The sequence below is a fragment of the Paenibacillus sp. D2_2 genome (assembly GCF_031199965.1).
Lineage (GTDB): Bacteria > Bacillota > Bacilli > Paenibacillales > Paenibacillaceae > Fontibacillus.
In genome coordinates this window covers 4,170,450-4,185,309 of record NZ_CP133605.1, presented here as the reverse complement: position 1 = coordinate 4,185,309, position 14,860 = coordinate 4,170,450, and the positions used below count along the sequence as shown (strand labels likewise).

At 48.4% G+C, this 14,860-nt stretch carries 11 protein-coding genes, 4 pseudogenes and 1 riboswitch; of the genes and pseudogenes, 12 read left to right on the top strand and 3 right to left on the bottom strand.

The window, feature by feature from the left end:
- The first annotated feature begins 53 nt into the window (after window positions 1-53).
- From RE628_RS21380 to RE628_RS21335, 10 genes and pseudogenes are all read left to right on the top strand, one after another.
- Window positions 54-1,007, top strand: a complete 954-nt coding sequence (locus tag RE628_RS21380; protein WP_309154924.1) for a TRM11 family SAM-dependent methyltransferase — start codon at window positions 54-56, stop codon at window positions 1,005-1,007.
- A gap of 126 nt (window positions 1,008-1,133) precedes the next feature.
- A riboswitch (cobalamin riboswitch) is annotated at window positions 1,134-1,340 on the top strand.
- Window positions 1,331-1,612, top strand: coding sequence for a hypothetical protein (locus RE628_RS21375; RefSeq protein ID WP_309154923.1), 282 nt, complete (start codon window positions 1,331-1,333; stop codon window positions 1,610-1,612). Its footprint overlaps the riboswitch before it by 10 nt.
- A pseudogene (locus tag RE628_RS21370) lies at window positions 1,533-2,545 on the top strand (ABC transporter substrate-binding protein). The gene RE628_RS21375 and the pseudogene RE628_RS21370 overlap by 80 nt, the downstream one beginning before the upstream one ends.
- A pseudogene (locus RE628_RS21365) lies at window positions 2,542-3,587 on the top strand (FecCD family ABC transporter permease). The pseudogenes RE628_RS21370 and RE628_RS21365 overlap by 4 nt, the downstream one beginning before the upstream one ends.
- Window positions 3,584-3,712: a hypothetical protein gene (locus RE628_RS21360; RefSeq protein WP_309154922.1), complete on the top strand. Its 129-nt coding sequence runs from the start codon at window positions 3,584-3,586 to the stop codon at window positions 3,710-3,712. Before RE628_RS21365 ends, RE628_RS21360 begins: the two are co-directional and overlap by 4 nt.
- Before the next feature lie 8 nt (window positions 3,713-3,720).
- Entirely contained in the window at window positions 3,721-4,380 is a 660-nt protein-coding gene (locus RE628_RS21355) for an ABC transporter ATP-binding protein (RefSeq protein WP_309154921.1), read from the top strand.
- A gap of 54 nt (window positions 4,381-4,434) precedes the next feature.
- Complete coding sequence (gene cobT / locus RE628_RS21350) at window positions 4,435-5,514, top strand: nicotinate-nucleotide--dimethylbenzimidazole phosphoribosyltransferase (protein WP_309154920.1); 1,080 nt, start codon at window positions 4,435-4,437, stop codon at window positions 5,512-5,514.
- Window positions 5,511-6,103, top strand: a pseudogene (cobU, locus tag RE628_RS21345) (bifunctional adenosylcobinamide kinase/adenosylcobinamide-phosphate guanylyltransferase). The gene cobT and the pseudogene cobU overlap by 4 nt, the downstream one beginning before the upstream one ends.
- Window positions 6,100-6,726: an adenosylcobinamide-GDP ribazoletransferase gene (gene cobS, locus RE628_RS21340; RefSeq protein ID WP_309154919.1), complete on the top strand. Its 627-nt coding sequence runs from the start codon at window positions 6,100-6,102 to the stop codon at window positions 6,724-6,726. The pseudogene cobU and the gene cobS overlap by 4 nt, the downstream one beginning before the upstream one ends.
- 294 nt (window positions 6,727-7,020) lie before the next feature.
- Window positions 7,021-8,615: pseudogene (locus tag RE628_RS21335) on the top strand (cobyric acid synthase).
- Between the two features lie 57 nt (window positions 8,616-8,672).
- On the opposite strand, the gene RE628_RS21330 reads toward RE628_RS21335, so the two are convergent.
- Window positions 8,673-10,361, bottom strand: a complete 1,689-nt coding sequence (locus RE628_RS21330; RefSeq protein ID WP_309154918.1) for a methyl-accepting chemotaxis protein — start codon at window positions 10,359-10,361, stop codon at window positions 8,673-8,675.
- A 351-nt stretch (window positions 10,362-10,712) separates the two neighbouring features.
- On the opposite strand from RE628_RS21330, the gene RE628_RS21325 reads away from it, so the two are divergent.
- The gene (locus RE628_RS21325) at window positions 10,713-11,414 is read left to right on the top strand and encodes a queuosine precursor transporter (protein WP_309154917.1); all 702 of its coding nucleotides are present in this window, start codon (window positions 10,713-10,715) and stop codon (window positions 11,412-11,414) included.
- An 87-nt stretch (window positions 11,415-11,501) separates the two neighbouring features.
- On the opposite strand, the gene RE628_RS21320 is transcribed toward RE628_RS21325, so the two are convergent.
- Both RE628_RS21320 and RE628_RS21315 read right to left on the bottom strand, forming a co-directional pair.
- On the bottom strand, window positions 11,502-12,590 hold the full coding sequence (locus RE628_RS21320; RefSeq protein ID WP_309154915.1) for a M24 family metallopeptidase: 1,089 nt from the start codon (window positions 12,588-12,590) through the stop codon (window positions 11,502-11,504).
- A 141-nt stretch (window positions 12,591-12,731) separates the two neighbouring features.
- A complete protein-coding gene (locus RE628_RS21315; protein WP_309154914.1) occupies window positions 12,732-12,995 on the bottom strand; it encodes a DUF3949 domain-containing protein in 264 nt (87 codons plus the stop codon).
- A gap of 228 nt (window positions 12,996-13,223) precedes the next feature.
- On the opposite strand from RE628_RS21315, the gene RE628_RS21310 reads away from it, so the two are divergent.
- Window positions 13,224-14,753 (top strand): MDR family MFS transporter, encoded by a 1,530-nt coding sequence (locus RE628_RS21310; RefSeq protein WP_309159524.1) that lies wholly within the window; start codon window positions 13,224-13,226, stop codon window positions 14,751-14,753.
- Window positions 14,754-14,860: the final 107 nt, after the last annotated feature.

Sequence of the window (14,860 nt, the reverse complement as noted above, 5' to 3'; positions counted from 1 at the left end):
AAGGGTATTATAGTGCTCTGAGGTACTACTTCACGGAGAGGAATGAGAGATTCATGCAGCAAACGGAACGTTCAGAGCGCTATATTTATCCCTTTGCCTGTCATGAGACGGAGCTCGATTTTTGTAGGATGGAGCTGCAGGCGCTGTTCGGATGTCCAGTAGGCCCACATTCGTTCGTGGATACTCCCATAAGGATTGATCCGAGTCGCAGCCCGTTTCTGTCATTGAGAATGGATGTTTTAATTGGTGAGGTCACCTGGGAGGAAATGATGCAGCAGGCTGCTAAGCTGCAGCTTAATGATAGAACATTTAAAGTGAAGTATATCAAAAATGGCGATCCACGAAGTTATGAGGAGCAGCGGCAGATCGAGCGCCAAGTCGGGGGCATCATTCACGGCAAGGCCGAGATGCGTACGCCTGATCTAATCTATGGATTGCTATTCCATGACGGGTGCTGGACGCTGGGAATCTGCTATCAAGCTCAATCGGTCTGGCTCGAGCATAAACATAAGCCGCAAAATTACTCGACCGGACTGAGTACAGTTGTCGCCCGCGCGTTAGTTAATATTGCGGCACCTAGGACGGACGGACTTCGCATGATCGATCCATGCTGTGGCATGGGGAACGTATTGATCGAGGCATTGTCGATGGGGATCGATATCGCAGGCCGGGATATTAATCCGCTCGCGATTAAGGGAGCGCGTGTGAATTTGCACCATTTTGGCTATGATTCGAAAGACTTGGTAGAGATCGGTGATATGAACGATATAGATGAGCACTATGACGCCGCTGTTCTTGATATGCCTTATAATCTCTGTTCAGTACTTCCGCGTGAGGAACGAATCCGGATGCTGACCAGTCTGAAGCGAATTAGCTATCGGTCAGTCGTTGTCTCTTCAGAACCGCTTGAGGGAGAAATTCGTGAGGTCGGTCTGATGATTATGGATCAGGGAAAAATTGCTAAAGGTTCTTTTATCCGTAATGTGTGGCTGTGCAGGAGCGAATGAACAGGATAAGACTATCTTGTTGCAGCTTTACAACAGTAGATAATGGTCCATGAACGGTTTTGATTATTGTGTTCAATCTTCTTTTCCCCTATAATCCAATAGAGAAGATAGCCTTGCTACAAGCTAATTAAATAAATATTTGCTGGTCCTGAGTTGGCGCATGACGCCATATACTCGGGTGAAAAGGGAAGCCGGTGTGAGTCCGGCGCGGTCCCGCCACTGTAAACAGGGATGAAGTCCAATTTGCCACTGTCAACTGCCAGGTTGATGGGAAGGCGGGCTTGAAGTCTAAACCTGTGAGTCAGGAGACCTGCCGCAAGTATATGAGACGGTCCTTCGAGGAAAGGATGACGTTCTGCAAGCTAAAATTGCCGATCTATACCTATGGAGATATTTTGTTCCGATTGATCGTGCATAACTTTGTAGACGTAACCCATTCCATTCGGATTGGGTTTTCTTTATTTTATCGAGGCTTCAAGCACAAGCAATGGCGTACAAGAACTTATTCAAAAGGAGAGGGAAAACTTGAGGAACTGGAGAAAAATATGGGCGGCTGCGCTGCTGACGCTCGTAATTATGGTCGTTGCGGGATGTGGCGCCAATAATTCAACGAATAATGCTACGAATGGGGCGGCAAATAATAGTACGAATCAGACTGCTGAACAGAGCAGCAATAGCGGAAATGTAGGGGAAGCACAGCATACGGCTTATCCACTAACTGTACAGGATGATTTTGGCACAGAGATTCAATTTGATGCAGCTCCGCAGAAGATTGTCTCTTGTCCCCATCGGAGACAGAAGGTCTGTTCGCGATCGGGCTGGACAAGGAGATTGTCGGTGTCTCGGATAATGATGATTACCCAGAAGCTGCGCTGTCCAAGCCGAAGATGGGCGGTTTCCAAGTGAATGTAGAATCCGTTGTAGCGGCTGAGCCGGATCTTGTCGTTGTCTCAGGGACAATGATCAAAGAAGAGACGATCAAGAGCTTGACCGATCTTGGAATTAAGGTATTTAAATCTAATCCTAAGACGGTAACTGAAGTAATGGATCATATTAAGACGATCGGACAGATCACGGATCATCAGGCTGAGGCAGAGCAGGTTGTTAAGAAAATGCAGGATGAGCTGAATCAAGTAACTGAAGCTGTTAAATCGGTTAAAGAAGAAGATAAGAAAAAGGTATATATCGAATTCTCGCCAGGCTGGACTGTTGGTAAAGGTGAGTTCATGGACGAGATGATTACGCTCGCTGGAGGCGTTAACGTAGCTTCCGATATAGAAGGTTGGAGTCAAATCAACGAAGAGAATATTATTAAGTCAAATCCTGATGTTATCCTGTATGCCAAGAGTGTCATTGATAATAACAAAACCCTGGCGGAGATTATTAAAGAACGCAGCGGTTGGGATCAAATTACGGCGGTGAAGAATGACCAGGTTATTGGATTGGATGACAACTTGCTCAGCCGTCCGGGACCGCGCGTAACCCAAGGACTGATTGAAGTAGCCAAGGCGATCTATCCGGAATTGATGAAGCCATGAGGAAGAAGCTGGCCGGATACGGAATCATAGGTCTTGCTTTGCTCGCAATCACCGTCTTGATCTGTATCGGGGTTGGCTCGGTATATTTGCCGGCTGGAGAGATAATCGCCATTCTTGCACATCATATTCCGTGGATTGGAGATCATATCACGCCGGATTGGAGCACGGCCTCCGAACAGATTGTGATGAAGGTCCGCCTGCCGCGAGTGATGCTTGGCCTGTTAGTCGGAGCTTCGCTCGCGGTAGCGGGCTCTGCCTTCCAGGGAGTGCTGCGCAATCCGCTCTCCGACCCGTTCACCCTCGGTGTGTCATCGGGTTCAGCGTTGGGAGCTGCGGTACTGATCTTTCTCGGTTGGCAGTATTCGGTGATCGGAGTGTTCACACTGCCTGCGGTCGCATTTCTGACGGGTTCATTAACGCTGTGGATTGTGATGTGGCTAGCTCGAGAGAACGGTAAAATACCGATCGAGAATTTAATTCTCTCTGGCGTTGTTATGCAGTCCTTCTTGGGGGCTGTCGTCTCTTTCTAACAGCGATGTCTAAGAAGACGGTGAATGAAATTTTATATTGGACCATGGGGTCCTTAAGCTTGCGAGGATGGTCGTATACGGCCATCCTGTTGCCATATATGGGGCTTGGGCTTATATTTCTCTGGAGCCGGGCTAGGACGCTGAATTTGCTCGCACTTGGTGAGCGGCAGGCAACCCATACAGGACTCAATGTGGAATTTACCAAATTATCGGTGCTGTTCGTCGCCACCCTGCTCACGGCAGCGGCTGTCTCGGTATCCGGGGTGATTGGCTTTGTAGGCTTGGTGGTACCGCATATTATCCGTCTTATAACGGGGCCCGATTATCGCTTGATTATTCCGCTCTCCGCGCTCGGCGGGGGCATCTTCATGATGTGGAGCGATCTTGCGGCACGTTCGCTACTGGCGCCGATTGAGATACCGCTAGGGATTGTCACCGCCTTCGTCGGAGCACCTTTCTTCGCTTATTTGTTGTACCGCAAGAAGAAGGAGAGAGAGGTGGAGATGCGTTGATCGAAGTACGGCATATTGATAAATCATATGGAAGCCTGTCTGTACTCAAGGACGTAAACTGGCAGGTCCAGCGCGGACAATTCTGGGGATTATCGGTCCGAATGGCAGCGGGAAGTCAACGCTGATCAGTCTTTTGTCCGGAGTAGAGAAGCCGAACAGCGGAGAGATTAGTCTAGGTGGTAGATTGCTAGCTGACTATGGCCGCAAGGAGCTGTCGCGTAAGCTGGCGGTACTGCAGCAGGATGGGCTTCCACCAATCGCATACCCTGTCCGGGAAGTGATTGAGATGGGGCGTTTTCCGTTCCAGAATTGGCGCGGTAGAGAGGATAGTGAAGCCGCTCGGCGTCTCATGGAAGGCATTATGGATAAGCTCGAACTGAACGATTTGGCTGAGCGTCCGCTACATGTATTGAGCGGAGGACAACGGCAGCGGGTTGCCTTGGGTAAAGTCATGGCCCAGCAGCCTGAGATCGTTCTGCTTGATGAACCGACTACCTATTTGGATATTCGGCATCAGACGCAGTTCATGGAGCTGGTTGCCAGCTGGCAGCGTGAAGCGGGCTTGACGGTCGTATCTGTCATGCATGATCTCAACCTGGCAGCTCTGTATTGCGATCACTTGCTTGTGCTTCATCAGGGTAGAATTGTGGCAGAAGGTACACCAGCAGAAATCATTAATTCCGAATTGATTGAATCGGTATTCCACGTACAGTCTCACATCGTTGCGCATCCGGATTATGGAGAGCCACAGTTATTGCTGCGTAAGGAAACTACCTATATAAATGATAAGTAATTTGTCCTAACGAAACTAGATGATAGAGTCCATTACAACAGGAAGGGGATACACATGAATCATTTAATCGCACAAATTATCGCCAAGATTTCAGCACCAGACCAAGCTGCTTCGGCAGCAGCGGCAGAGCATCTCGATCAGTTAACCAAGCCACCGGGGAGTCTCGGGAAGCTGGAGAACCTGGCAGTGAAGCTCGCGGGAATCACAGGGAAAGTGCATCCCGACCTATCTAAGCGTTCTGTTATCGTAATGGCCGCTGATCATGGTGTGTGTGAGGAAGGGATCAGTGCTTTTCCAGCGGAGGTAACGCCGCAGATGGTACATAACTTCCTGGCCGGCGGAGCGGCAGTAAATGTACTGGCTCGTCAAGCTGGAGCTGAAGTGATGTGCGTGGACATTGGAGTCAACGCCGAATTGTCACACCCGGAGCTTGTCATGAAGAAGATCCGCTATGGAACAGCGAATATGGCCATAGGTCCGGCGATGAGCCGTGAGGAAGCGGAAGCGGCCTTGCTGGCGGGAATCGAAACCGTTGAGGACGCAATCGAACGTGGTTCAAAGCTGTTTGTTACCGGAGAGATGGGAATCGGGAACACGACAGCTAGTGCAGCTGTAATGAGTGTGCTAACCGGGAAATCGCCACAGGAATGTGTTGGTCGGGGAACGGGTCTCAATGACGAACGTCTTCAGCATAAGATTGCTGTCGTACAGAAGGCTATTGATGTTAACCAGCCGGATGCGAACGATCCGTTGGATGTGTTGTCTAAGGTCGGCGGACTTGAAATCGCTGGACTGACTGGAGTGATTCTGGCGGCTGCCGCTCATCATTGTCCGGTCGTAATTGACGGATTCATCTCTAGTGCAGCAGCATTAATCGCGCAGCGCCTTGCTCCAGAGATTGTACATTATATGATTGCTTCGCATGCCTCGCATGAACAGGGGCATGAGCAACTACTCGGCGAACTAGAGCTTGCCCCGATGCTGCACCTGGACATGCGGTTAGGCGAAGGCACCGGCGGCGTACTGGCGCTACATCTGATCGATGCGATCTGCCGTGTGATGTCCGAGATGGCAACCTTTGAGAGCGCTGGAGTCTCTACGGGTGAAGCTTCAGAGCCGGGGGCAACCGTATGATCATTACGGTGACCGGTGGGGCTCGCAGTGGGAAGAGTTCTTTTGCCGAGAGATGGTGTATGAAGCATGCGGAGCAAGGGATATATATTGCTACGGCTCAGGCATTCGACGATGAGATGCGTGAGCGGATCAGGCTGCACCAGAGTGTCCGGATGGATAGTGGATTCCCTTGGGAGACGAGAGAAGAGCCGCTGCGGCTTGCAGCACTATTAAGTGATCTGGGACAATCGAATACTAGCATCTCTTCCTTTATCGAGGAGCCTGTGGGAGACAAACCGGTTGTACTGGTTGATTGTCTCACATTATGGCTTTCTAATGTATTACTCGCGTCCGGCGACGGGCCGGAGGCTGAGAAGCAGGTACTGGATGAGATCGAGCGCTTAGTTACGGTCGTCTCGGCCTATTCCGGCGATCTGGTGCTGGTGACGAATGAGGTTGGGGATGGCATCGTGCCTGAATATCGCTTGGGCGAGTCTACCGGGATCTGTCAGGAATCATGAATCGCAGAATGGCTGAGATTTCGCAGCAGGTATTTCTCGTCACAGCGGGAATTCCGATTGAACTTAAGAGCAGGGAGTATCGATTATGAGACAAAAAGGACGGCCGATTCTGGCCGCTTTTCAATTTCTATCGCGTTTTCCAGTACGGGCAGAGCTTGATTTTACGCCGGAGCTGCTGAAAAGAAGCGCCAAATATTATCCGCTCGTCGGAGCGGCGATCGGCCTTGTTATTTGGATCATTGGCGTGGTCGCTAGCTTGGCACTGCCTGTGCTGCCAGTCTCGGTCATTCTCCTTATCGCTTGGGTCTGGCTGACTGGTGGGCTTCATCTGGATGGCTGGATGGATTCTGCGGATGCGTTCCTGAGCTATCGTCCTCGTGAGAAGATGCTGGAGATTATGAAGGACAGTCGGGTTGGAGCAATGGGAGTGTTGGCCTGCGTGCTGCTGCTACTCTTCAAAATGTCGCTGCTCGCGACACTTCTGAGCCGTGGGTTGTATGTAACCGGAGCTGCTATGATGACGGCCCCTGTGTGGAGCCGTTGGTTTATGTCGCTCGCTATGCGCCACTGGCCGACTGCGCGCGGCGGGGAAGGCCTAGCCGGACGATTCCGGGGACAGAGCGGTAAGGATACGCTACTTGCAACCTTGCTGGCCCTTGTGTTGTCGGCAGGGCTACTTCTGCTTGCCGCTGTTCCGCAGTGGGGGATATGAATATCACAATTCCCATGTTTTATTATGTTCTTGCCCCTCTACTCGCTTGGGGCGTCGGTTCTTGGATGGCCAGCCGGATGAGTGCAAGATTGGGCGGCTTAACGGGGATACCTACGGCGCTATGAATGAAGGGCTGGAAGTGGTATTGCTGCTGCTGGCCTGCTTGCTTTTTCAATGAGTGAAGTGGAGGTTCGATCGATGAAGGAAGAGGACTTATTAATGAAGCAATATGATACTACCGAAATAGAAGCAAAAAGGAATAGCACAGACTCCAGGAATAAAGGTGCTGTACTTATGCTGCAGGGTACTGCTTCTGATGTCGGCAAAAGTGTCATCGTGACTGCCTTATGCCGAATCTTCGTCCAAGACGGAATCAGAACGGCTCCCTATAAATCACAGAATATGGCGCTTAATTCCTATGTAACCGCCGATGGCCGGGAGATTGGGCGCGCCCAGGGAGTACAGGCTGAAGCCTGTGGAATCGAGGCGACGACAGATATGAATCCTGTCCTGATTAAACCGACAGGAGATATGCACTCGCAGATCGTCGTTCACGGTAAGCCTTATCAGCATCTGAGTGCGATGAAATATCGCGAGGATTTCCTGCCTGTGGCGAAGCCGGTTGTGATGGATGCTTTGAATCGACTGAGAGATGAATATCAACTCGTCGTAATGGAAGGTGCGGGCAGTCCGGCGGAGATCAATTTAAAGCAGCGCGATATTGTAAATATGAATCTGGCTGGGTGGGCGGAAGCTCCGGTCATTCTAGTGGGCGATATCGACCGCGGAGGTGTGTTTGCTTTTCTGGTCGGGACGCTTGAATTGCTGGAGCCCGAGGAGAGAACCCGGGTGAAAGGCTTCATCATCAATAAATTCAGAGGCGATCTGGAACTGCTTCGGCCAGGGCTTGATTGGCTGGAACAGCGGACAGGCATCCCTGTGCTTGGTGTACTACCCTTCCTGCCTGATCTGGAGATCGAGGCGGAGGACTCAGTTATTCTTGACTCTTACGCATCTACGCCTAAGCAGGGCCGTGATATCGATATTGCCGTTATTCGTTATCCGCGCATTTCTAATTTTACGGATTTCGATATGCTGGCCGTAGAGCCGGACGTGTCTGTTCGTTATGTCCAGAGAGCATCGGAGCTCGGAGAGCCGGATGTGATCATCTTGCCAGGCTCCAAAGATACGATTAGCGACTTGGCATTTCTACGGGAACAGGGACTGGACCGAGCGATCGAGCAGAATATGAAGCGAAGTGTCCATACACAGTTAGTAGGTATTTGCGGTGGCTATCAGATGCTTGGAGATACTCTCCTTGATCCAGAGGCGGTTGAGTCCGGCAAAGTGAAGCAATCGAGTGGACTTGGCTGGCTGCCGCTGACGACGACATTTCTTCCTGGCAAAACGACAGTCCGCACCGTGGGACATGTTCTACCCAATGCCCCGCTCATCTTACATTCTACGGAGCCTGTGATCTCTATCGGTGGATATGAAATTCACTCCGGGAGACGGTGTATTCAAGCCTAGCAGGTGTTACGTTAGAAACATCTAGAGCAGATGGCTCAGTGAAGAGAACGGGTCAAGAGCAGGGCGTAGTGCCTTTATTCCTGGTTCAAAGCGATGATGGAAGGGAACGGACAGAAGGAGTATGTCGTGTCGATGGGCGAGTGTTCGGTTCATATTTGCACGGTCTGTTCAATAGTGATAGCTATAGAAGGGCTTGGCTGGATGGCATAAGAGCAGCTAAGGGAATGGAGCCTCTAGCTACGACATTTTCCGCTGCTGTAAGGCGGGAGAAGGCGTATGACCGACTAGCTGTTCATGTGAGGGAACATCTGGATATGAATAAAATTTATAAAATGATAGGCCTCGCTGAGAAGTCTTGACTTTGATAAAAGAACCGCCGGAAGCACATTCCGGCGGTTCTTCTTATGAAGAAGGAATTAAACTTTAAACTTATCAACGGATTCTCTTAAGGAAAGAGCATGTTGATGGAGTTGTTCAATCACTTGGACATGGTTCTTCATTTCATCAACTTGCTGCTTGGAGTTATTGGAGATCTCCTCGATTCTGCGAAGTGACTTCCCGGTAATAGTAGCTGATTCTTCAACAGAAGCAGTCACTTCCTCCGTACTGGCCGAGATTTGCTGGGTTGCCGCCGAGACGGACTGAACGCTGGAGTTAATCTCTGAGATCAATTCGGTCAGATGACTGAACGCTATCTCTGCCTGGCTTACTTGCTCCGTACCCGAACTAATCTCATGAGCAGCGCGCTGCATCGTCTGCATCGAGTTTACGGTTTCCTCCTGGATACTTAGCAGGTACTCGCTGATTTTCGTAGTCGCATCCTTCGTCTGCTCTGCGAGCAGACGGATTTCATCGGCGACGACGGAGAAGCCTTTACCGTGCTCTCCAGCCCGTGCTGCTTCAATCGCCGCATTCAGGGCCAAAATATGAACCTGCTTCGTAATGTTTGTGATTAGGTCCACAACTTGAATAATAGATGCAGCACGTTCATTCAATGTTGAAATGTGCGTCAACGATGCTGCTGCGGCTTGCTCGACTTGGCGCATCTGCTCGGTTGCCGACTTGGCCAATTCATTACCGTTGTCAGCCTCCTCCGAAGCTTGACTGATTCGCTCTGTGACTTCTGCCGAGGAACTGGCGATATGCTGGACCCCTTGTGATATCTCTTCCATGGCGCGGGCATTCTCTTCAGCCGCTCCTGCGATTACGGTGCTGCCTTTTTCAACTTCCTGCATCGAGTTGCCGGAATGCTCGATCAATTGCTGGAAGGTACTCACCGACTGATAAATCTGATCAGAACCTTGGATTACACCGTGGGAGCTATTTTGAACTTTGGTGATCATTTCTTTTAGCTCGGTAATCATCGTCTGGAAGCTGGCTGAGAGTTCAGCAATCTCATCATGGCCGGTAATCGTAATCTGTTGGCTTAAATCGCCCTGGGCCATTTGCTTAGTTACTACAGCCAATCTCTTAATTGGTTTAACAATGCGTCTACTATTCAGATAAGCTGCGATCAGAGCCAAGACGATAACAACGGCAGCGAGCCCAGTTCCTGTCCATAGAATCTGATCTTCCTTCTGTTTGACGAAGTTTGCGTCCATGCCTACAGCCAGAACTGCTGTGCTTCCAGACAGATGAATGTACGCCGTTTTGTGTACACCGTATTGATCACTATACAGATCACTGATACTCAATTTTCCAGGATCTTGAACCTTCATACCATCCTGGATGCTAAGCTCGTCGCCAACCTTCATAATTGAATCTTTGTTAATTCCAATCACGATTGCTTTATCTTCTTTAATATCGAGAATATAGGCGGTATGTAGATGGAATTCGTCAACCTTTTTGGTGAGATAGGACTCTACAGCAAAACGTGAATTTTCGTTTCCTTTAATAAGCTGTAGGGCCTGAGAATTATCGAGTCCTTTGTAAATATCTTTAGAACTTGTATGCAGAACCTCATCGAATTGAGGCAGTACATTCTCTTTAATAATGCCCATAGCGATAAAATAGAAGCTTGCGCTGAACAAAATGGACGACAGGATTGTGATGACCGCAAAAGTCAGCATAAATTTGCGACCAATGGATTGATTTATTTTTCTCATGATATATTTCTGATTCTCCCTATCAATCTAGTGATTTTCTTCTTGTTTTTATGTATATGGTTAAAAGGACATATAAAAGTATTGTAAGACAAAATGAAACGTATAAACAATGATATTATTTATTTTCTATATAATAGCGCTTTCATTGTTTCAAGAAAGTGAATTCAGGGTGAGATGACGAGTTTGTTTCTTGATCTACTTCGGATTAAAAGTGAACTTTTTGAACAACATTTATAATGGAAGGAATAATAGGGTGGCAACTTGCGGAGAGCTATGTTATTGTAAGAAATGCTGATTGAAATCAGCCGCGGTTCGTAACCATCCCGCGTAACCAAAACTAGGAGGAACGCTATGTTTAACTTTTTCTGGGGTCTTGTATATATGCTCGTGAATCTGACCTTCTTCCTAATCTGTTATCGCTGGTTCGGAAAGAAGGGGCTATACGCATGGATCGGGGTTGCTACCGTCATAGCCAATATTCAAGTCGTTAAGACGATTGATATGTTTGGGATTGTGATGACGCTCGGCAATACGATGTATGTAAGCCTATATTTGACGAGCGATCTACTAAATGAGAAGTATGGTCGTCAAGAGGCGAAGAAGGCGGTATGGTTCGGTTTCTTCACTTTGATTATGACGACGATTCTTATGCAGATGGTTCTTGTATTCCAGCCGCAGCCGGGTGATCTAGCACAGGATTCGCTCAATACGATTTTCGGTCTGATGCCAAGGCTAGCGCTCGGAAGTCTGACAGCCTATTTTGTGAGTCAGTTTCTCAATGTCCGACTGTACGCTTGGATCCGTCGTTTCTACCCGCTGCGCAATCAACTCTGGATCCGCAATAACGGAAGTACGATGGTGAGTTCTTTTGTAGATACGTTGATCTTCTGTACCATTGCTTTCATTGGCAAATACAGCTTTGACGTTTGGTTGGAAATCCTGTTCACTACTTATATTATTAAATTCGCGCTGACTGCGGTGGGAACGCCATTTCTATACATTGCACGCAACTTCCATCCAGATGGTGAGCCGGAACTAGAGCATGTGAAATAAAACAAATAACCTCCAGGACCGCAATTGTGCGGACTTGGAGGTTTTGTTGTTGGAGATAGAGTGCAGCAGCTCTTGCTAGCTATAAACTCAGTCGATAAAAGTAAGCTGCTTCGGAAATTGAGTCAGTACATCAACGCCGGATTCGGTAACAAGCACATCGTCTTCAATCCGGACGCCGGCGATACCAGGGACATAGATGCCTGGCTCGACGGTAAATACGTTGCCAGCTGAGAGCGTGAGCTCATTCAAGCCATGTACGGACGGGAATTCATGGACATCGATGCCGAGCCCATGACCAAGGCGATGCAAGAAGTACTCTCCGTAACCCGCCTCGGTAATCAAATCTCGGGCAGCTTTATCAATGGAGGCGAAGGTGACCCCAGGTCGAATCTGGGCAATTGCCGCTTCATTAGCAGCTAGTACAGTATTGTAGATCCGAGTCTGTTCGTCCGTGATCTCCCCATAAGCGAAGGTACGGGTAATGTCTGAAGCGTAACCGTCTGCGTAGACCCCGATATCGAACATGACCAAATCACCGCGACGCAGCTGTCTTTTGCCCGGTACTCCGTGTGGAAGTGCAGCATTCTCGCCGAACAATACCATCGAGTCGAAGGAAGGTCCGTCTGCCCCAAGCTTGCGAATCTGATATTCGACTTCAGCTACCAGTTCATTCTCAGAAACGCCTTCCTTCACCTGCTTGAGCGCCTCCTGCAATACTTGCTCGATTAAGGAAATGGCGTGGCGAAGCTTGCCCACTTCCTCAGGAGATTTGTGCATCCGTAGCTCTCGAAGCCAAGGACCTAGATCGAAGCTTGCTGAGAAGGAGAGCGCTTCCTGCAGCGCTTCATAACGTGCCATGGACAGGTTTTCTTTTTCGAGTCCGATTGTACCGATATTTCCTTTTATTTTTGCTGCTAATATTTGATAAGGATTATCCGTATCCTGATGTGTGATAATGTCGGTAATATCCGACGCCGCGCGGGCAGCCTCTTCATCGAGGGCGGGAACGAGCATGAATGGCTCGTGGCCTGTCTGCAGCACAGCTCCCAGGAATCTCTCATGAGGGTCGCTCAGAAAGCCAGTTAAGTAATATACATGTTTGGGATCAGTAATGAGCATGGTGTCGATCCCAGATTGCTTCATATTTTGTTCAAGTCCGGACCATTTAGGGTTCATGGTTTTTTACTTCCTTTCTAATACTATTCATTACTATTATAGGCTAATTGAATCGCTAACGATAGTTCGGCAGAAGGAATCTGGCGACAAAAGAGATGCCCAGGTTAGTATCCCGAGCATCTCTTCTAAATATCTATCGTATTAAGCCGTTGTACTGTTCTTCTTGAACAGCCGTACCATTTTGTAGATGAGTGCGGCAACCGCTGCGGCAGGCCAGAAGCTTTGCATGCGATAATGCAGTTGCTCCTCTTCGAAAGACATTTTTTCATAATACGCATTCTGCTCTTCACCGTTCTTATGCTGCTTCTTGCGAAGTTCACCAAGGTACTGGTACTGAATGACAACCATGAAAATGAAATAGGCGACGAGACAACTGCCAATTGTCCATATAATCCAGCTTTCCATAGTTGATCCCTCCTGATTTCATTTTAGCATAATTGGTAAATATTTCAATGATACTGCGTTTTTTAGGGAGATGATGGGATGTGCGGGGATAGTTGGATGTAGTTCTAATGCATCATGTTATAGGTCATAGAGATTGACAAAAAATGTTTGAAAGTTATTTACATTTGTTGCATTCCTTCATACAATTATATTGTTATTTAAATTTTAGTCATAGGAGGTCGCTTTGTGATCGCTGAGAAAAAGGACAAGACAAAGTTCATATTGTTCGGCTTGCTGCTCGGCATTTTAATGTCAGCCATGGACAATACGATCGTAACAACGGCGATGGGAACGATCGTCTCCGAGCTAGGCGGGATGGATCAGTTCGTATGGGTCACCTCCGCATATATGGTAGCAGTTATGGCAGGGACGCCGATCTTCGGCAAGCTGTCCGATATGTACGGACGGAAAAGATTTTTTATTTTTGGTATCGTGATGTTTATTCTCGGTTCAGTGCTGTGCGGGATTGCAACAAGTATCGTTCAGCTTAGCATTTTCCGTGCGATTCAAGGGATCGGTGGCGGAGCACTGATGCCGATTGCCTTTACGATTATTTACGATATCTTCCCGATCGAGAAGCGTGGTAAAATGACGGGACTAATGGGGGCTGTATTCGGGACTTCGAGCATTTTCGGCCCGTTGCTCGGTGCGTTCATTACGGACCATTGGGGCTGGAACTGGGTCTTCTATATTAATGTACCTATTGGTATTATTGCGCTTGGCCTGATTATCGTGTTCTATCATGAATCATTGACACATGAGAAACAACGGATTGACTGGGGCGGAGCGTTTACACTGGTTGGTGCTGTTATCTGTCTGATGTTTGCACTTGAACTGGGCGGGCAAAAATATGCCTGGAATTCTGCTGTGATTATCAGCTTATTTGTTGGATTTGCCGTATTGTTCGTTTCCTTCCTGCTAGTGGAGGTACGGGCCAAGGAACCGGTCATTTCGTTCTCGATGTTTAAAATTCCATTGTATGCTACAAGCAGCTTGCTTGCGCTGTTCTATGGTAGTGTGTTTATTATTGCGACGGTATATATTCCAATCTATGTGCAAGGGGTATACGGTGGATCAGCGACGAATTCAGGAATTATTCTGATGCCGATGATGTTGGGATCTGTATTTGGCAGTATGTTGGGTGGGATCTTATCTTCGAAAATGTCCTACCGGAGTATAATGATGATCTCTGCGGTGTTCTTCTTGGGCGGTATTTTTGCTCTGAGTACACTGACTAGCGATTCATCTCGTATGCTGTTGACTGTGTATAGTATTTTGACCGGATTTGGCGTAGGGTTCTCGTTCTCCGTACTTGGCATGGCTGCGGTACATCATTTTGATGCTCGGCAGCGCGGAGCAGCGACTTCAACGAACTCATTCCTGAGATCGCTGGGCATGACGCTTGGCATTACGATTTTCGGGATTGTTCAGCGTAATCTGCTGGCGAGTAATATGGCTGATGCATTTGCAGGAATGGGGCAATCTGGACATAGCTTCGGAGACACACGGGATATGCTTAGTCCGGAGAAGAGAGCTCAAATTCCGGCACCGATTTTAGAAAAAATAACAGGTGCGCTATCTTCTTCGATCACTCATACCTTTATGTGGGCCTTGATTCCAACTGCATTAGCTGTAGTTGTTGTTATCATGATGCCGAAGGATCGCATTAAGCCAAAAGAAGCGGCGAAGAGTGCTGAGGTTACGAACCAGCATGGATAATGTAATGAACAACCTCTATAAATAAGCAGAGCCCGCCTGACTGCCGCACTAACCGAAGCTTTAAAAGCGAATCGGAGGTGCGCGGAATAGGCGGGCTTGTTTATTTT

Coding starts and splice junctions, on each gene's coding strand:
- RE628_RS21320 (WP_309154915.1), bottom strand. CDS start 12,590: ATGAACCCTAAATGGTCCGGACTTGAACAAAATATGAAGCAATCTGGG.
- RE628_RS21330 (WP_309154918.1), bottom strand. CDS start 10,361: ATGAGAAAAATAAATCAATCCATTGGTCGCAAATTTATGCTGACTTTT.
- RE628_RS21325 (WP_309154917.1), top strand. CDS start 10,713: ATGTTTAACTTTTTCTGGGGTCTTGTATATATGCTCGTGAATCTGACC.
- RE628_RS21380 (WP_309154924.1), top strand. CDS start 54: ATGCAGCAAACGGAACGTTCAGAGCGCTATATTTATCCCTTTGCCTGT.
- RE628_RS21315 (WP_309154914.1), bottom strand. CDS start 12,995: ATGGAAAGCTGGATTATATGGACAATTGGCAGTTGTCTCGTCGCCTAT.
- cobT (WP_309154920.1), top strand. CDS start 4,435: ATGAATCATTTAATCGCACAAATTATCGCCAAGATTTCAGCACCAGAC.
- RE628_RS21375 (WP_309154923.1), top strand. CDS start 1,331: ATGAGACGGTCCTTCGAGGAAAGGATGACGTTCTGCAAGCTAAAATTG.
- cobS (WP_309154919.1), top strand. CDS start 6,100: ATGAGACAAAAAGGACGGCCGATTCTGGCCGCTTTTCAATTTCTATCG.